General features: G+C 49.2%; 19 protein-coding genes. 17 read left to right on the forward strand and 2 right to left on the reverse strand.

Annotation, left to right across the window (positions count from 1 at the left end):
• Window positions 1–2 precede the first annotated feature (2 nt).
• The 6 genes from SB752_RS11345 to SB752_RS11370 all read left to right on the forward strand — a co-directional run bounded on the left by SB752_RS11345 (window position 3) and on the right by SB752_RS11370 (window position 7,326).
• Complete coding sequence (locus SB752_RS11345) at window positions 3–860, forward strand: DegV family protein (protein WP_410715749.1); 858 nt, start codon at window positions 3–5, stop codon at window positions 858–860.
• A gap of 102 nt (window positions 861–962) precedes the next feature.
• Complete coding sequence (locus SB752_RS11350) at window positions 963–1,631, forward strand: hypothetical protein (protein ID WP_410715750.1); 669 nt, start codon at window positions 963–965, stop codon at window positions 1,629–1,631.
• Window positions 1,632–1,911: 280 nt separating this feature from the next.
• Window positions 1,912–2,577 (forward strand): L-serine ammonia-lyase, iron-sulfur-dependent subunit beta, encoded by a 666-nt coding sequence (gene sdaAB, locus SB752_RS11355; protein WP_410715751.1) that lies wholly within the window; start codon window positions 1,912–1,914, stop codon window positions 2,575–2,577.
• A gap of 47 nt (window positions 2,578–2,624) precedes the next feature.
• Window positions 2,625–3,509: an L-serine ammonia-lyase, iron-sulfur-dependent, subunit alpha gene (gene sdaAA, locus SB752_RS11360; RefSeq protein WP_410715752.1), complete on the forward strand. Its 885-nt coding sequence runs from the start codon at window positions 2,625–2,627 to the stop codon at window positions 3,507–3,509.
• Window positions 3,509–5,563, forward strand: coding sequence for an ATP-dependent DNA helicase RecG (gene recG, locus SB752_RS11365; RefSeq protein ID WP_410715753.1), 2,055 nt, complete (start codon window positions 3,509–3,511; stop codon window positions 5,561–5,563). The genes sdaAA and recG overlap by 1 nt, the downstream gene beginning before the upstream one ends.
• A 206-nt stretch (window positions 5,564–5,769) precedes the next feature.
• Window positions 5,770–7,326 (forward strand): hypothetical protein, encoded by a 1,557-nt coding sequence (locus tag SB752_RS11370; RefSeq protein WP_410715754.1) that lies wholly within the window; start codon window positions 5,770–5,772, stop codon window positions 7,324–7,326.
• A 30-nt stretch (window positions 7,327–7,356) separates the two neighbouring features.
• Here the strand turns inward: SB752_RS11370 and SB752_RS11375 are convergent, their stop codons facing one another.
• Window positions 7,357–7,806: a GNAT family N-acetyltransferase gene (locus tag SB752_RS11375; protein WP_410715755.1), complete on the reverse strand. Its 450-nt coding sequence runs from the start codon at window positions 7,804–7,806 to the stop codon at window positions 7,357–7,359.
• A 22-nt stretch (window positions 7,807–7,828) separates the two neighbouring features.
• A complete protein-coding gene (locus SB752_RS11380) occupies window positions 7,829–8,188 on the reverse strand; it encodes a VOC family protein (protein WP_410715756.1) in 360 nt (119 codons plus the stop codon).
• 112 nt (window positions 8,189–8,300) lie between these two features.
• Here SB752_RS11380 and SB752_RS11385 point away from each other — a divergent pair, with 112 nt between their 5' ends.
• The 11 genes from SB752_RS11385 (at window position 8,301) to SB752_RS11435 (ending at window position 18,140) form a co-directional block, all read left to right on the forward strand.
• The gene (locus SB752_RS11385; protein ID WP_410715757.1) at window positions 8,301–9,188 is read left to right on the forward strand and encodes an AraC family transcriptional regulator; all 888 of its coding nucleotides are present in this window, start codon (window positions 8,301–8,303) and stop codon (window positions 9,186–9,188) included.
• Window positions 9,189–9,353: 165 nt separating this feature from the next.
• The gene (locus tag SB752_RS11390) at window positions 9,354–10,595 is read left to right on the forward strand and encodes a DNA polymerase IV (protein WP_410715758.1); all 1,242 of its coding nucleotides are present in this window, start codon (window positions 9,354–9,356) and stop codon (window positions 10,593–10,595) included.
• Window positions 10,595–10,987 carry a YhjD family protein gene (locus SB752_RS11395; protein WP_410715798.1) on the forward strand — a complete coding sequence of 131 codons (393 nt, stop codon included), beginning with the start codon at window positions 10,595–10,597 and terminating at the stop codon, window positions 10,985–10,987. The genes SB752_RS11390 and SB752_RS11395 overlap by 1 nt, the downstream gene beginning before the upstream one ends.
• 104 nt (window positions 10,988–11,091) lie before the next feature.
• The gene (locus SB752_RS11400; protein ID WP_410715759.1) at window positions 11,092–11,229 is read left to right on the forward strand and encodes a hypothetical protein; all 138 of its coding nucleotides are present in this window, start codon (window positions 11,092–11,094) and stop codon (window positions 11,227–11,229) included.
• Between the two features lie 13 nt (window positions 11,230–11,242).
• Entirely contained in the window at window positions 11,243–12,712 is a 1,470-nt protein-coding gene (locus SB752_RS11405; RefSeq protein WP_410715760.1) for an aminotransferase class I/II-fold pyridoxal phosphate-dependent enzyme, read from the forward strand.
• Window positions 12,713–12,992: 280 nt separating this feature from the next.
• Window positions 12,993–13,898 (forward strand): ubiquinol oxidase subunit II, encoded by a 906-nt coding sequence (gene cyoA / locus SB752_RS11410; protein ID WP_410715761.1) that lies wholly within the window; start codon window positions 12,993–12,995, stop codon window positions 13,896–13,898.
• 37 nt (window positions 13,899–13,935) lie between these two features.
• Window positions 13,936–15,909: a cbb3-type cytochrome c oxidase subunit I gene (locus SB752_RS11415; RefSeq protein ID WP_410715762.1), complete on the forward strand. Its 1,974-nt coding sequence runs from the start codon at window positions 13,936–13,938 to the stop codon at window positions 15,907–15,909.
• Window positions 15,909–16,535, forward strand: coding sequence for a cytochrome o ubiquinol oxidase subunit III (gene cyoC / locus SB752_RS11420; protein ID WP_410715763.1), 627 nt, complete (start codon window positions 15,909–15,911; stop codon window positions 16,533–16,535). Before SB752_RS11415 ends, cyoC begins: the two co-directional genes overlap by 1 nt.
• Window positions 16,536–16,871: a cytochrome o ubiquinol oxidase subunit IV gene (cyoD, locus tag SB752_RS11425; protein WP_410715764.1), complete on the forward strand. Its 336-nt coding sequence runs from the start codon at window positions 16,536–16,538 to the stop codon at window positions 16,869–16,871.
• 34 nt (window positions 16,872–16,905) lie between these two features.
• Entirely contained in the window at window positions 16,906–17,769 is an 864-nt protein-coding gene (gene cyoE / locus SB752_RS11430; protein ID WP_410715765.1) for a heme o synthase, read from the forward strand.
• A gap of 50 nt (window positions 17,770–17,819) precedes the next feature.
• Entirely contained in the window at window positions 17,820–18,140 is a 321-nt protein-coding gene (locus tag SB752_RS11435) for a c-type cytochrome (RefSeq protein ID WP_410715766.1), read from the forward strand.
• The last annotated feature ends 12 nt before the right edge of the window (window positions 18,141–18,152 follow it).

The raw sequence follows: 18,152 nt of genomic DNA on the forward strand, positions 1-18,152 counted from the left end.
GAATGCCAATTGTAATTCTTACCGACAGTGCGTCTGATATTGATGCAACTGAGAGGCAATCATTAGGAATTGTCGCCGTTCCGCTGAAGGTTATGTTCGGATCAGAAACCTATCAGGACGGGGTGACCATCTCTTCAACCGCCTTTTTTGAAAAGCTGAAGCAGTCGTCGATGCTGCCGACTACCTCGCAGCCGTCTCCGCTTGAATTTGCAGAAAGCTACAAAGCCATACATGAGCAATATGGAGATGGCGTGCACATTATCGCGATTCTCCTGTCGGGTTCACTCTCCGGCACGTACCAGTCTGCGATGATTGCGAAGTCGATGCTCGAAGAAAACATCGATATCACGGTGATCGATTCCCGTAAAGCGTCTTATGTGCACGGCATGATTTGTGTAGATGCGGCAAAAGCGGCACAGGCTGGTAAAAATAAAGAACAAATTTTAGACATGATCGATCGCTATCTCGATGAGGTACAGGTCTACTTCATCGTAGATACGCTGGAGTTTCTGCAAAAGGGTGGCCGAATTGGACGTGCATCTGCGGTCATCGGCTCGTTACTTAACATCAAACCGATTTTGACGCTCGATCCGGCTGGTTATGTCAGCGCTTTTGACAAGGTACGCGGAACTAAAAAGGCGTTGAACAAGGTTTTTGAGACCTTGCAGGAATACGCTCAAGGTCAGCCTGTCAAAATTGCCGTGCTGCATAGCTGTGTTCCTGATCAGGCCGCAGAAATTCAGGAACGCTTGAAGCAGGAGTTTCAAGTGACAGACGCCCATTTGGAAGAGATCGGACCGGTCATTGGTACGCATACTGGGCCTGGGCTATTAGGAATTGTGATGGTAAAAGATTTGTAAGGAACGAAATGACAAAAGCTTCCCTGACTAACAGGGAAGTTTTTTTCTGTAACGTTTTTCCATCTATTTATGTCTTACTTTTAGAAGAAAGGAATGGTGGTCATGAAGACACGTACAAAATGGATCACGGGAGCAGCGATTGGGACAATGCTGCTGGCAGGCTCGGCACTTGCCGAAAGCAAATGGAACCTATTCATCAATGATCAGCCATTTGCTGCCACCTATTTGGGCATCAAGCAGGATAACGGCAATGTGCTTGTGCCAGTAGACAAGCTGGCGGAAGCATTTCATGGCAAGGCGACAGTTGATCTTGCCAAGTATGAGGTGAGGGTGACGTTGCCTGAATCCACCATGCAATCCCATCAGGTGACACGCCTGGAGGATGCTTTGCTGGCAACTACCCCAAAAGAGGCGCTGGATACTTGGGTAAAAGGAATTCAGACGCGCAATGGCGCTCTGCAATATGCGGTGTTCTCCCCTGAGCTGCGGAAAAAAACGCAGGCGGAGTTTTCGGAGAATTACTGGGTCACGGGTGGCTCCAGTCCGCATATGGCAGAGCTGGAAAAGCTGGAGGTCAAGCAAGTAAACGACACCACGACCCAATATACCTTTGATTACAACCTGGTTGCTTCCAACTGGCATGGTATGGGCAAGGCGGTTGTTACTGTCCAAAAAATGAAGACGGATCGTAATGAGGGATGGTTTATTACGCGCGTGCAGATGATAGACCCTGGTGACACTGGAATTACGATCGGTGTAGAACAGCTGTAAATATTTTTGCTCCCTCTTTTATGAGAGGGAGCTTTTTTCATCCCGTATAAGGACAACCGCGGGAAATACTTTACCTAAGGCCCTGCCTTCTCTTACAGCAAAAAAAATCACCCACGCTGAGGCGTTCATTTCAGCAGGGGAAGGGTCTAGGCAGCGTTTTTATTTCAAAAAGTCAGGGGAAAAACAGCTAGCATACTTTCCTATGTAGCGTATTATCTGCCTGTAGGATACAATGAGAGTGAATCTTGTTGAACCCCTTGTGATTCAGGAGGAGAACCGGTTGAAATATAAAAGCGTTTTTGATATTATCGGCCCAATCATGGTTGGTCCATCCAGTTCCCATACCGCAGGTGCCGCCCGGATTGGCCGGGTAGCGCGAAAGCTCTTTGGAAGGCAGCCGAAGCGCGCCGAGATTACGTTCTATGGCTCGTTTGCCAAGACGTACCAAGGGCATGGCTCGGATGTGGCCACTGTTGCCGGGATACTGGACTTTGATACGTTTGACTTGCGACTGAAAAACTCGCTGCTCCTTGCTGAGAAAGCGGGACTGGAAGTTGTTTTGACGACGTCAGATGTGCTAACCGAGCATCCTAATACAGCACGGATCAAGCTGTCCGATGACCAGCATCAGATAGAGATCGTCGGTGTCTCCATCGGTGGAGGAAAAATTGAAGTGTTGGAAGTAAATGGTTTCGACTTGCAGCTAGGCTTTGATACGCCTACCTTGCTTGTCTTGCATGAGGATCGCTTTGGGATGATTGCCGCAGTGGCACAGGTGCTGACACACTATCGCATAAACGTAGGACTCATGGAAGTGTCGAGGCATGACCGTGGTTCACAAGCGTTGATGGCGATTGAGACGGATTCGACAATCTCGCCTGAGGTGCTGGAGGAAATTCGGCAGATCCCTCATATTTTTGATGTATCCCTGCTTTCGTTGAATTAAGTCTCGTGCCCACGTAGGCAGTGATGAAGAGGAGTGACTCTAACTAGATGTTTCGCAATGTGGCTGAACTGGTCGAATTGGCAGAATCACAGGGTAAAAAAATCTCCCAAGTGATGATTGAAGCGGAGATGGAGGTTTCCCAGCGTACGCGGGATGCCATCATGCAGGATATGTATGCCAATCTGGATGTAATGGAAAAAGCAGTGCGTCGCGGCTTGACAGAGGATATTCGTTCCCACAGCGGTCTTACTGGTGGCGATGCAAAAAAACTGCAGGAATATATGAAAACAAAGCCTTTTTTATCAGGGCCAACTCTACTCAATGCCGTTTCCATGTCTGTTGCGGTCAATGAAGTAAACGCAGCGATGGGAACGATCGTGGCTACGCCTACTGCAGGTGCTTGTGGGATCGTACCAGGTACGTTGTTTGCAGTGTCTGACAAGCTGCAGCCAAGTCGCGAGGAGATGGTCAATTACTTGTTCACAGCTGGTGCGATTGGTTATTGTATCGCCAATAATGCCTTTATTTCAGGGGCAGCAGGTGGTTGTCAAGCAGAGGTAGGCTCTGCGACAGCGATGGCAGCAGCAGCCATTGTAGAAATAGCTGGTGGTACGCCCGAGGAATCTGCGCAGGCTGTAGCGATTGCCTTGAAAAACATGCTCGGTCTGGTTTGTGACCCCGTAGCTGGACTGGTGGAAGTGCCATGTGTCAAACGCAATGCGATGGGAGCGGCGATTGCAACCGTAGCAGCGGATATGGCGATGGCAGGGATCAAGAGCGTCATTCCGACAGATGAAGTTATCGAAGCGATGTATCGGATCGGCTGTGCGATGCCGAATACGCTGAAAGAAACCGCACAGGGTGGATTGGCAGCAACCCAGACAGGTCGTATGATCGAAGCCAAAGTGTTCGGCGTACGGATGGAGAAGTAATGACCGAGGCGTATTTGGCGCCCGTCTCCCTTTTGCACGGGGTAGGGGAGGAGCGGGCGAAGGCTTTTGCTGGACTCGGAATTCATAGCATCGGTGACTTGCTGGAGTATTTCCCATCGCGCTATGAAGACTACCGCGTGCGTGATTTGACGGAAGTAAAAGATGGAGAGAGGGTCACGCTGGCGGGAACAGTGTACGGCGAACCCTCTGTTCGTTTTTACGGAAAAGGAAAATCGCGCATCTCTGTCAAGGTAGTCATGGACCGGGTAGTAGTAACCGCTGTCTGGTTTAACCAGACGTTTATTAAAAGCAGACTGTCACCGGGCAAGGAAATTCTCATCACAGGTAAATGGGACAAGCACAAGCTGCAAATCACGGTAAGTGAGATGACAGAAGCAGATTCAGAGCGTGCGACCAAGCGTGGTGAGCTAGCCCCGATTTATCCGTTGGGGGGAGACATGACTCATACCTTGTTGCGCAAGTCGATTCAACTGGCTTTGCGGCAGTACGGCAAGGACGTACCTGAGATCCTGCCTGCGGACATTGTAGAGCGCTATCGCCTGATGCCACGAGTGGACGCTTTTCATTCAATTCATTTTCCGGTAAATGCGGAGGATGGGCGACAGGCACGGCGGCGTATCATGTTTGAGGAGCTTTTTTTATTCCAGCTAAAAATGCAAACACTTCGTCGCATCAATCGGCAGCAAACGGAAGGAATGGCGCTTGCTATTCCGATGGACGAGGTGCGTCAGTTTGTAAGCTCTCTGCCATTTCCTCTTACGGACGCGCAGAAGCGAGTCGTCAAGGAAATTTTGGATGACATGCGTTCTCCTCATGCCATGAACCGGCTGCTGCAAGGTGATGTAGGTTCGGGTAAAACCGTAGTGGCGGCAATCGCATTGATTGCGGCTGTAAAGGCTGGTTTTCAGGGAGCGCTCATGGTGCCGACCGAAATTTTGGCGGAGCAGCATGTGCAGTCCCTGACCGCTCTGCTCTCAAGCTACGGGATTCAAGTAGCCCTGTTGTCTGGGTCTTTGACAGCCAAGCGCAGGCGGGAGGTCATTGCTTCCTTGCAAATGGGCTTAATTGACGTAGTGGTAGGGACGCATGCGCTGATCCAGGAGGACGTGTTTTTCTCGCGTCTTGGTCTGGTGATTACGGATGAGCAGCATCGCTTTGGTGTCGAGCAACGGCGCATCCTGCGCAGCAAAGGCTTGTCGCCTGATGTTTTGTTCATGACAGCGACGCCGATCCCTCGTACGCTTGCGATCACAGCTTTTGGCGATATGGATGTATCGACGATTGACCAGATGCCAGCCGGTCGTAAGCCAATCGAGACTACGTGGAAAAAGCATGAACAATTCCCTGCTGTTCTGGAGCAAATGCGTGACGAGCTGCGCAAAGGGCGACAAGCATATGTCATCTGTCCCTTGATCGAAGAATCGGAAAAGCTGGACGTACAAAATGCTATCGATGTACACGCGCAGCTCTCCCATGTATTTCCCGAGTTTGGTGTGGGACTTATGCATGGTCGATTGCCTGCCAAGGAAAAGGACGCCGTCATGCAAGCGTTTCTCTCGGCAGAACATGCGGTTCTCGTATCTACGACGGTCGTAGAGGTAGGCGTAAACGTTCCGAATGCGACGTATATGGTGATTTATGATGCAGAACGCTTTGGTCTGGCTCAGCTTCACCAGCTTCGTGGTCGTGTAGGGCGGGGCTCCGAGCAATCGTATTGTGTGCTGATTGCCGATCCGAAATCAGAGATTGGGAAAGAGCGGATGCGTGTCATGTGTGAGACAACGGACGGCTTCGAGCTTTCCCAGCGCGATTTGGAGCTGCGCGGGCCGGGGGATTTCTTCGGTACCAAGCAAAGCGGCCTGCCTGAATTCAAGGTGGCGGATCTTTTGAGCGACTACAAAGCGCTGGAGGTAGCCAGACAGGAGACAGCCCGATTGGTGGCGGACGATTCCTTTTGGCGAAATCCTGATTACCATTGGCTGCGGGATTACTTAAAGCGTGAGGGCGTCCTCGACGGGATCGTTTTTGACTAGCGAATAGCAGTATGCAAAGTTGAATGAAGAAGTCCTTTCTAGTGACTCAGGCTAGGAAGGTCTTTTTTGTTGTTTCCCTCCAACGGGTTGGGCCCACGCGGAAGAAGCTTTCTGGAGCCTTTTTACGTAGGGAGCTGTAACTTTGGATAATGATTTGGCGTCTATCAAATAGGTAATTACTGTCATTGGAAAAGGGGCGTTCATCCGTGTCTTTATTCCTCCGTCAAGGAATGATCGTGTTATTTTGTTTCTCTCTGTTTGCTACATCAGGAAGCGGCTCTGCCTCAACTACATCATCGGGACTACTACCAGCCACAGCCAAGCAAGTCTCGGGCTTGTCCAATCAGTCTTCTCCATCTGGCGGAGTCTCAGTCCCTGCAAAAACTGATTCCGATTGGAAGCCAGTAGAGATTGCCTACGACTATGCGGCGATGAACGAAGATGTTCTCATTCAATTAAATGAAGAGCCACGGCTCCACTCACCTCTACGGACCGTGGTCGGAGTGAAGCCACAGTCGTATACGTTCTTTTTCCGTGAAGCAATGGATCGGGGAAGTGTAGAGGCGGCTATTCGCAAGCACGCCAAGGAGGAGAGCACCAGGGGGGATCAGGGCTTTATCAATCCAGACCTTACCTTTCATTGGGTCCATGATCGTCAGCTGCAATTACTGGTTACGCTCCCCGAAAAGACAGGCGAAGAGAACGTGTGGCAGGAGTATGTTCTAAACGCTGGCGGCGCCAAGACAGCGAAGGGTTCGTTGATTGGTGATTCGTTTTCCTTCCAGGCACTTGTACTGCCTCCGCAGCAAATTTGGCGAGTGGCGGTAGACGGCAAGTCAAGTGAGAAGCTGACTGATTTTTCCGTCATGACCAACCTGGAGTTTTTAGATCCACATCAGCGCTACGCCATGCTCACGCGATTTACGAACTATTGTGAGTGTGATGCGCTTTACGAGAAGCTCTATTCCGTTTACGACATGGAGACGCATACGGCGACTTCCTATCCTACCGAGCTGTCTGAAATGTATCGCGGAGTGGGAGAGTTTATGGCTGACCGGCGCGGCTTCTTTTATGAAATCCCGAAAAAGGGGATGGATGTCCCGAAAAGTGAGTTTGCCTCCAGAATTTTGGTCGATGGGTATGTCCATGGGGTGAGCTTTAGCAAAGATCGAAAGCAGCTGCTGATGGCAGTGGGGAAAGCAGAACAAAAGAAAGACCTTGATTTGGTCGTGTTTGACTTGGCAGCGGGAACCGAGAAGCGCTATCCAGAGGTCATCAAAGGCTGGTTACCGACAAGTGAATGGGACGGAGCGGTTGTACCCGTCAGCTTTGATGATGATGGTCGTTTTGTCATGTTTGCCATGCGCAAAGAGGAGAAAAGCTTTGAGGAGGTTCGCCAGCGCTTTGAATGGAAAACGGGCAAGGTGACAAGCTGGAATCCACCTGTGCCCGCTGATGCTTGGTCGGGTTTTGTTCAAACGGATGATGGTGCTTTTCAGTACTACTGGAATGCGGGTTTGTTCCAAGGCTCCACCCAGCTTCTTCAGCAGACCGGTACGGGAGCATGGATCCCGGGAACGCATCGCTTTGTTTTTACTGAGGCAGCGCAACAAAGCGAGGGGATGGAGCTGTTCGTATTTGATGCGGACACCAAGCAAAGGACGTTGCTGCTCTCTGGCCTGTCATATGGCTTTACGCTTCTCGGACCCAGCAGTGATGGCAAATGGCTGTATGTATCAACCGATCAGCCGCGGATTCCGTAGCTTGCTTGGGGGGTATCCGTTGTGGCTTGTTCATATTCGCTCGATAACAAGGATAAAACGATCAAGGATTCGTACTTGTCGCCTGTTTTCAAGCAGTCCCGCAATGTTCCTTCGATGTGAAACCCTTCGGACAGATATAGGTTGCGGGCTCGAGCGGTGAGCCCTCTTCTCGGTAAAAGCCCAGCGCTTGATTTCGCGAAGAATGCTTCGACCGTAGCCCTCTCCTTTTGTGGCAACGGTAATGCGCAGCAGCTCGATAGCGTCATGAGAATTGGTCAGCCCCGCAATGATGGCATAGCCTGCGGGCTGACCTGTTTCTGTTTTTTCTACAATGAGGTGAAGAATGTCTGGATTGGTGAGAGCCTCCTGATGCCGCTCCTTGGTCCACGGGATGAGAAAAGCACTGTTTTCAGGGGCATGCTCCAGCTCATAGACGAATGGAATGTCATCTGGTGTAGTCAGGCGCAAGCGGATTGTCATCTGAGTTTCCTCCCTTTTTGGATCAGCATTTGCACACCATCAGCATGTTCCCATCGAGATCACGGATGTTAAACCAATGACCGTTTTGAATGGTTCCGACGAGCTCGACATTGCTTTCCTTTAGAAATTGATAGGCAGTCTCGATATCCTCTGTGTTGAAATGAAACAATGGGGCATCATCTGGTGTATGCTGTGGAAAGATTTTACTATCCAGGATGAGGGTCGGACCATTTTGCATGGGGATGCAGTACAAATGACCAAATAAAATTTCTTGGTCAGCAGGAATACCCAGGAGGCGGCAATACCAGTCGCGTGCTTGCTCGATATCGCGGACAGGAACGAAGATCGCCCCAATTTGAGGGAGCACAGGAGAAGCTTTCATAAGGAATACCTCTTTTCGTTAGGAATAGTTGAAAACCCTACAGAACCGTGCACGAAATGTCGGATGCCAGTTTATATCTTCTGTTAGTCTATGGATGAAGGGAGGTCACATCATGAATTTGCTTGAACAGATGAATGGAGCCTTGAACTATGTGGAGCACAATTTGACCGATGAGATTGACTATAAGGAAGTGGCCAGAATCGCTTGCTGCTCGGAGTACCATTTTAAACGAATGTTTTCCTTTCTTGCAGGAATTCCCTTCTCTGAGTACATTCGGCGCAGACGAATGACACTGGCCGCCTTTGATCTCAAGGACAGCAAGATGAGAGTCATAGATGTGGCGACTAAATACGGCTATCATTCAGCTGATTCGTTTGCAAGAGCTTTTCAGCAAATGCATGGGATAACGCCGACAGAAGCCAGAAATGACGGGCACTCGCTGAAAGCCTATCCACGAATGACCTTTCAGCTAACGATTAAAGGGGGAAATGAAATGAACTACCGTCTGGAAGAAAAAGATGCTTTTCGCATTGTCGGTATCAAGAAGCGGGTACCATTGATTTATCACGGCGTGAATCCCGAGATTGCGTCGATGTGGGCGAGCCTGGATCAGGAAACCATCCTAAGATGGAAAAGTCTCTCAAACGTCGAGCCTTCGGGGCTGATCAGTGCATCCACAAACTTTTCCGAAGGCAGGCTGGACAATGGTGAGCTTGACCATTATATCGGGGTTGCAACGACCAGGGACTGCCCGGATATTCCCGCACAGCTAGTAGTTCCGGCTTCGAGCTGGGCCGTATTTGAAGTCGTTGGACCTTTTCCTGAAACACTGCAGGATGTCTGGGGACGTATTTACTCTGAATGGTTCCCTGCCTCCCATTACGAGCAAGCCGAAGGGCCAGAAATATTGTGGAATGAATCGAAAGAAATCACCTCTCCTAGGTTCAAAAGTGAGATATGGATACCAGTCGTGAAAAGAAAGGACTCGCATCACCTTTAATGTTTCGCCTGTCGTTTGCGAACACCTGCATCTATACGCAGCAGTAGTGGAAAACATTACCTGATATTTTTCTGATGATGCAGGTATAAACACGAACGTTTGTTTGCTATAATAAGAACAAAAGCAAAAAGAGAACAAAAGTTCTTATTCAGGGGATGGTTTTATATGCCCAATGCGAACAAACGGATTGTTTTTTTGATTGATATGCAGAGCTTTTATGCGAGTGTTGAAAAAGTAGCCGATCCTGCATTGCGAAACCAGCCGATTGTAGTGGCAGGTGACCCAGAAAGACGTAGCGGCGTGATTCTGGCCGCCTGTCCGATTGCGAAATCATTCGGAGTGGTAACAGCAGAAGCTTTGTGGCAGGCTCAGCAAAAGTGCCGCCACCTGGTGGTCGTACGTCCGCGAATGGAGATGTACATCCGCATCTCCCTGCAGATTACGAAAATTTTTGAGGCGTATACAGACAAGGTGGAGCCGTACTCGATCGACGAGCAGTTTCTTGATGTGACGGGCAGTGTTCATTTGTTTGGCGACCCGCTCCAAATGGCTGCCCATATTCGTCAGCGTGTTTTGCTGGAGACAGGGATCAACTGTCGAGTAGGCATTTCAGAAAACAAAGTATTGGCAAAAATGGCCTGTGACAACTTCGCTAAAAAGCAAGAGTCGGGGATCTTTTGGCTAAAGCGGGAGGAGCTCATGGATACGCTCTGGAAGCTGCCGATTGAGAAGCTGTTTGGAGTAGGCTCACGAATGAAGCGCCATTTTCATCGAATGGGGATCTATCAGATCAAGCAACTTGCCGCTCTAAAACCAGCTGTACTGACTCGTCACTGGGGAGTAAACGGAGAAGTGCTGTGGCGCACCGCTCACGGAATAGATGATTCGCCTGTTTCCATGAATGTGTACGAGACACAAAAGGGCATCGGTCACCACATGACGCTGCCGCGGGATTATCATACTGCTGCCGAGATCAAGGTAGTGCTGCTGGAGCTGTGCGAGGAAGTATGCCGCAGGGCGCGCAGCAAGGAACGGATGGGCGCGGTGCTTTCCGTCGGTTGTCGAGGAGCGGATTTGGCAGCCGGGACTGGTTTTGGCCGGCAGATGAAGCTGACCGAGTACACCAATGATGTCATGACGCTGTACGAGGCTGCTTGTCGTTTGTTTGATCGGCATTGGCAGGAGACTCCTGTCCGCAGCATTGGCGTCAACTTGGGAGAGCTGGTTCCTGATAATGTGGTGCAGCTGAATTTGTTTACAGACAATCAAAAGCGTCGTTCGCTGGCTCATGCCATGGACGATATTCGTGAGCGCTATGGACCGGATGCTATTTTACGTGCTACTTCCTTGCTTCATGCGGGTCAGGCGAAAGAACGTGCCCGCAAGATCGGGGGGCATTATAAGTGATGGAGCCGATTGTACCGGAAGAAGAGGGGGAGCAGGAGCTGGTACGTCTGTACATTTTGTTCGGCCTTTTGTTTCGCGTCGCCATGGTGGATTTGGGGCAGGCTCGTATCGTACCGCTGAAGCTTTCTTATCAGGAGGTATTTGATTGGCTTTTTCAGGACCTTTCTCGCTGGGCAGAGAGGCAGCATCACCAGCTGCGTCGGCGGCTGCGGCAATCTGGCTGTGCAGTCGTCAGCACGCAGCGCCAAGGGCATATGTACGTGGTTCAATATCGGCAGCGCGGTTATTTGAGAGAAGCGATGTATTCGATTGAGGTGTTGCGAGCGGAGTGCCAGCAGCTCGTTGGTCTATGGATGAAGCATTATCAACAAGGTGACCGGACCAGTTTATGAGCTGATTTTCGGCTATGTGAGAGCGTAAGTGAAGCTAAGGAAGGAACAAGGAGACTTTCTCTCTAGAGAGGGTCTCTTTTTTTCTGTGTAAGGAGTTTACGGAAATGGACTGGTTTATTCAAATGGATGGGCAATTAAAAACAGGATTGGATCATTATTTTTGTGAGTATCTCCTTTATAATCAGCTTGCCATCGGAAAACGAGCGCTGGCACACAACCTAAAAGAAAAACAAAACAGATAGTAGGTGGGGAGAGTTGACTAATCAAGAAAATACGCCATTGTTTAGTGGATTGAGGAAGCATGCGCAAAAAAATCCAATCCAATTCCATATCCCCGGTCATAAAAAAGGAAAAGGAATGGACCCCGAATTCCGAGGGTTTGTTGGAAAAAATGCCCTGTCGATCGATTTAATCAATATTGAACCTCTCGATGATTTGCATCAGCCAAAAGGAATCATCAAGCAGGCGCAAGACTTGGCGGCAAAAGCTTTTGGTGCCGATCACACCCTGTTTTCTATTCAAGGTACCAGTGGTGCGATTATGACCATGATTATGTCTGTGTGCAACCCGGGGGACAAAATTATCCTCCCACGCAATGTCCACAAATCCATCATGAGTGGAGTCGTGCTATCCGGAGCAACCCCTATTTTTTTGCATCCGGCAATCGATCCGGTACTCGGGATTTCGCACGGAATTACGCCAAAAGCGGTAGAGCAAGCACTAGAAAATCATCCGGATGCCAAAGCTGTCCTGGTGATCAATCCGACCTATTTTGGCATTGCAGGTGACCTGAAAAAGATTGTGACGATCGCTCACGCACTTGGTGTACCTGTTCTTGTAGATGAGGCGCATGGCTCCCATGTACACTTTCATCCCAAAATGCCGCTATCGGCCATGCAGGCAGGCGCTGATATGGCGGCAAGCAGCATGCACAAGCTGGGTGGGTCTATGACTCAAAGCTCCGTACTCAATGTGCGCGGGGACCTCGTTTCCATCAAGCGTGTTCAAGTTGTTGCCAATATGCTGACGACTACCTCGACTTCCTATTTGCTGCTGGCTTCTTTGGATGTTGCCAGAAGGCGATTAGTCACAGTAGGCAAGGAGCTGTTGGACAGGGCGATCCGGCTTGCTGAAAAAACGCGAGCACAAATCAATAAAATCGATCATCTCTACTGCGTCGGTCGTGAAATCATTGGACGGAATGGCGCGTTTTCGCTAGATCCTACCAAGCTCGTCATTTCGGTAAGAGAGCTTGGCGTTACAGGATACGAAGTCGAAAAATGGCTCCGTGAACGCTACAACATAGAAGTGGAATTGTCTGACCTGTACAACATTTTGTGCATCATTACCCCGAGTGATACCAAAGATGATTTGCAAATTTTGATTTATGCACTGGAAGAGCTGTCGGAGCAATACAAAGAGCAAAAAGGCTTGCGGAAGAATGTGACGATGCAGCTGCCAGAGATTCCTGTACTTGCAGGTACACCGCGGGATGCTTTTTACGCAGCAACAGAGGCTGTGCCGATCGAACAAGCGGTAGGCCGCATTATTGCCGAATTTGTGATGGTATATCCGCCAGGCATTCCGATATTCATTCCAGGTGAAATTATTTCGGAAGAGAACGTACTCTATGCGATCCGAAATAAAGAAGCGGGATTGCCGGTCCAGGGTCCAGAAGATGCCGAATTGAAAACACTTCGTGTGATTAAAGAGGATTCGCTATAACGCCTATAACATCGCGCTAGTCAAAAACAATGCAGAGCAATTAATCACTCCCAACAGAAAAAGAATGGGAACACCGCTAAATGATACGTTGGCGGTGTTTTTTTATTTCAGCTACTTCGACGGTCACTTTTTGTGGCTGAATCTTGACGTTTTTGCTTCTGTTTCTTGAACTTGGCTGGCTTTTTGACTTTGGCATTGGCTGGTGACACTCCTCCTGTCCGCCTATACAGTAGGACTTGTTTGCAACAGTACCCTGGCAAAGGGGATAGGAGATGAGAACATGAGAACGTCTAAAGCAGTACGGTGTATGGCAGCTTTGTACATGTTATTGCTGATGTTCATAACGACCGGGTGCGCAGAAAAATATGTGGTGCTCGATCCGAGGGGACCTATTGGTGAACAACAAAAAGATCTGATGATTGTCTCGACGCTATTATGCTTGGTCGTGATCATTCCCGTATTGATTCTGACTGCTGTCATTGTGTGGCGGTATCGTGACAGGAAGGGAAGAAAGGCAAAGTACACGCCAAACTGGGAGCACAGCACCACCTTGGAGGCGATCTGGTGGGGAATCCCGATCATCATCATTATTACGATCGGAATCATTACCGTGAAGTACACTTACTCGCTGGAGCCATCCAAGCCGTTGGAATCAGCAGCCAAGCCGATTACGATCCAGGTGACCAATCTCGATTGGAAGTGGCTGTTTCAATATCCAGAGCAAGGAATTGCCACTGTGAATTATGTCCAGTTTCCCGAGGATGTTCCGATCCGCTTTGAGATTACCTCTGACGCACCGATGAATTCCTTCTGGATTCCACAGCTTGGCGGTCAAATGTATGCCATGTCAGGAATGGCGATGGTCCTTCATTTGCAGGCAGATGAACAAGGGGAGTACATGGGATCAGGGGCTAATTTCACGGGGAAAGAATTCGCCAAAATGTATTTTACGGCAAAAGCGACGTCCCAGGATTCCTTTGATCAATGGGTTAACGAAGTAAAAGGCTCTTCCCCCGAATTAACACTGGATGGCTATAAAAAACTGGCTGAGCAAGGGACGTCGGATGTGCAAACCTTCTCGGCGTTTCCAGAAGGCTTGTTTGAAATGACAGTGACCAAGTATGCCGCCTCGCACAATCATGGCTTATCGACGCGAGAGATGCAGGAAGTCAGGGTCGATAAATAAGCGATATGGCTTGGAAACAGAGAGGAGAGAGTAAGCGATGTGGGATCAAATAAAAGAATTCGCCGCGGAATTTTTTGTGACAGGCGATCCTTTGATTTACGGTGCGGATGTCAGCATTGTTCTTACCATGATAGCAATCGTATTCGTACTATCGTACTACAAAAAATGGGGGTGGCTGTGGAGCGAATGGATCACGAGTGTCGATCATAAAAAAATCGGTATTATGTACATTATCGCATCGATTCTCATGCTGTTTCGGGGTGGAGTAGATGCGCTCTTGATGCGGGCACAGCTCGTCATGCCCGACATGCAGTTCTTGCCGGCTGATCACTACAATCAAATCTTTACGACACACGGCGTGATCATGATCTTGTTTATGGCAATGCCGCTCATGTTCGGTTTGTTTAATGTCATCGTGCCGCTACAGCTCGGTGCACGAGATGTGGCATTTCCGTTTTTGAACTCCCTCAGCTTCTGGCTCTTTTTTGCAGGGGCTATGCTGTTCAATCTGTCCTTCGTCATTGGAGGGTCTCCGGATGCAGGCTGGCTGGCTTATCCGCCCTACTCGGAGAAAGCTTTTAATCCTGGGGTTGGACAGGACTTCTACGTTTGGGGGATTCAGATTTCCGGAATTGGCAGCTTGATGACCGGGATTAATTTCATTGTGACGATTTTGAAAATGCGGGCACCGGGTATGTCTTTGATGAAAATGCCTATGTTTTCGTGGTCTGTTTTATCCAGCTGTATCGCCATTATTTTTGCGTTTCCGATTCTGACAGTGACACTTGCCTTGCTGTTTATGGATCGATACGCAGGTACGCATTTCTTCACGCTGGATGGCGGCGGCAATCCGATGATGTACATTAATTTGATCTGGATGTGGGGCCATCCGGAGGTCTATATTATCGTGCTCCCTGCTTTCGGTATTTTTTCCGAAGTGGTTGCTACCTTCTCCAAGAAAAAGCTGTTTGGCTATAAATCAATGGTTTTTGCGATGATCATTATCAGCGTGCTCTCTTTCCTCGTGTGGGCGCATCACTTCTTTACGATGGGCTCAGGTGCAGACGTCAATGCTTTCTTCGCCTTGACCACGATGCTGATCGCTATTCCGACAGGCGTGAAGGTATTCAACTGGCTGTTTACCATGTTCCGAGGAAAAATCACGTTTGAGACACCGATGCTGTGGACGATCGGGATTATTCCAAACTTTGTCATAGGCGGTATGACCGGTGTTCTATTGTCGGTCGCTCCAGCTGACTTTCAGTATCACAACAGCTATTTTCTCATCGCGCATTTTCATCAGGTCATCATTGCCGGTGTCGTGTTTGGCTTCTTTGCCGGCTTGTACTACTGGTGGCCAAAGGTGTTTGGCTTCAAGCTAAATGAGCGAATCGGCAGATGGGCGTTCTGGTTGTGGAATATCGGCTTCTACTTATGCTTCATGCCGCAATATGCGCTGGGCCTCATGGGTATGACCAGACGGGTATACACGTACGGCTGGGACAAAGGCTGGTTCGAAATGAATCTGGTGTCTACGATTGGTGCCGTCATTATGGGAATCGCCTTCCTCGTCCAGATTTGGGATATTGCCCACAGCATCAAGCATTTGCGACGAGATACAACAGGAGACCCGTGGAATGCGCGGACATTGGAGTGGTCGATTCCTTCTCCTGCGCCGATGTACAACTTTGCAACACTGCCGTATGTGACCTCTCAGGATGATTGGTGGGAGAGAAAGCTGCGCAAGGAAGCAGGACAGGAAGCAAAAACATCTGCGGTTCTGGAACCGATTCACATGCCGAAAAATTCCGGAATTCCATTCATCATGTCTATATTCTGGTTCTTGGCTGGATTCGGATTTATTTTTGACTGGCTGTGGTTGATCATCCCGGGTTTGCTTGGCGTGGCGGTCAGCATGATTGTTCATTCGTGCAACTATGACACCGACTACTACATTTCCGTGGAAGAGGTAGAACGCACAGAAGCTGCGATAAGGAAGGTGAACAACTAATGGCAAACATCCATGTTTCTGGTCAAAGCCACAACCAGAGTGGGCATGCCGAGCACCATGGTCATCCGGATCAGGAGGAAATGCGTACATTTGCCTTTTGGATCTATCTGATGACAGACGTGATCTTATTTGCCACCTTGTTTGCGACATATGTCGTGCTGCAAAACAATACAAACGGGGGACCGACAGCAAAAGAATTGTTCCAGATGAACGGGATTTACGCGAGCACATTTATTTTGCTGACGAGCAGCTTTACGAGTGGACTGGCCCTTCTTGCCATGCACAAAGGAAAAAAAGCTGCGCTAATCGGCTGGCTGGCGATCACAGCGCTGCTTGGAGCAACATTCATTACGCTTGAGGTAAGTGAATTTACCCATATGGTTCATGAAGGGGCAACGATCGGCACGAGTGCATTTCTATCTGCCTTTTATACGCTGGTAGGAACGCATGGCTTGCACGTTTCATTTGGATTGGTCTGGATGATCGTCCTCATGTTTCAAATCGCGAAGCATGGGATTACACCTGTGACGAAGCGCAAAGTGAACATCATCAGCTTGTTCTGGCATTTTCTCGATATTGTTTGGATTTTCGTCTTTACCATCGTGTATTTGATGGGGGTGAAATAAATGGGAAAGCAACACGTATCTGACATGACCAAGCACCATGGAGAGTCTCATGGATCGCTGAAATCGTATGCGACCGGATTTGTATTCTCTCTATTACTCACGATTATTCCGATCATGGTGCTGGAGAATAATTGGCTGGAAGGCAGGGGGATTACAATTGTTTTCCTGGTGACAGCCGTGCTGCAGTTTATTATTCAGCTGGTCTTTTTCATGCATCTTCGTGAAGAGGAAAAGCCGCGCTACAACCTGATGTCACTCATCCTGGGGATTTTTATTGTGCTGCTGATTGTGATTGGTTCGATCTGGATCATGATGTACAACATGGTAGCACTATGAATGAGCATTCACTGCAAAGAACGGGGGGATTGCCTTGCTGCGAGACTGGATTCAACTGACGAAGCCCCGTATTTTGCAACTAAATCTGTTTGCTGCATTTGGCGGGTATTGGGTAGCGGCAAAATGGGTGCCAGACTGGCCACTGCTCTTGTGGATCTTGCTCGGAACGGCGCTGACCATGGCTTCGTCTTGCGTGTTGAACAACCTGTGGGACTGGAAGCTTGATCAAAAAATGCAGCGTACAAAAAATCGCCCCCTCGCCACAGGACGGCTGAAAAGGAGAGGCGTACTCTTGTATGCCTTGCTCCTCGGCGTAGCAGGCGAGTCGGTGCTGTTTTGGAAAGTGAACCTGCTGTGCGGATGGCTGGGGCTGCTCGGGATGTTTGTGTACGTGGTGATATACACAATGTGGCTGAAAAGAACGTCGACCTGGAGTACGTCAATTGGTGGAATTTCCGGGGCGATGCCTCCTGTGATCGGTTATTGCGCGGTTACGGGTGAGCTGGATGCTGGAGCGTGGCTTCTGTTCGCACTACTGTTTTTGTGGCAGCCAGCTCACTTCTGGTCGCTCGCAATCCGGCGCGTGGATGAATATCGGGCCGCTGGTTATCCGCTCCTGCCTGTGCGGCGTGGCATTTCTCGAACGAAGCGGCAAATGATCCCGTACGTTTTGCTCCTGCTTCCGACTGTCGGGCTGATGTACAAGCTTGCATACACAGGAATTTATTTCGCAGCGGTCGCTTTGCTTGCAGGTATCATCTGGTCGTTGCATACATGGAGCGGTTTGATAACAAAGAACAATGAAAAATGGGCCAAAACGAATTTTCTTCTTTCCGTCAATTACTTGATGATTGTGTTTCTCGTGATGATTTTGGATACCGCTGGGCGTCCATTTTGAGGAGTGAAGACCGAGTAGAAAGGCTGTGTGTTTTCATGAAGGGAAATTCGATGGTTTATCTGTTTCTTATTCTTTGTTTTGCTGTCGTTTCGGCATGTAGTGACCCAGGCAGCATGGAGGCAGCCCCAAATGCCTTGGCACAAGCAGATGAACAGGCAGCTTCTTTATACAAAAAGCATTGTTTATCGTGTCATGCTGCTGATTTAAGTGGTTTAGTGGGTCCTAGCTTAGAGCAGGTAGGGACGAGGATGACCGAGGAGCAGATCGTTGACATCATGAATGATGGAGCGCCAGGGATGCCGTCTTTTACGAAAATGATGAGCAAGGATGAGATGGAAGCAGTAGCAGGGTGGCTATCTAAAAACGAATAGGAGGGTGGCTTC

The organism is Brevibacillus sp. SIMBA_040, from assembly GCF_046535075.1.
In the GTDB taxonomy this organism is placed as follows: Bacteria; Bacillota; Bacilli; order Brevibacillales; family Brevibacillaceae; genus Brevibacillus.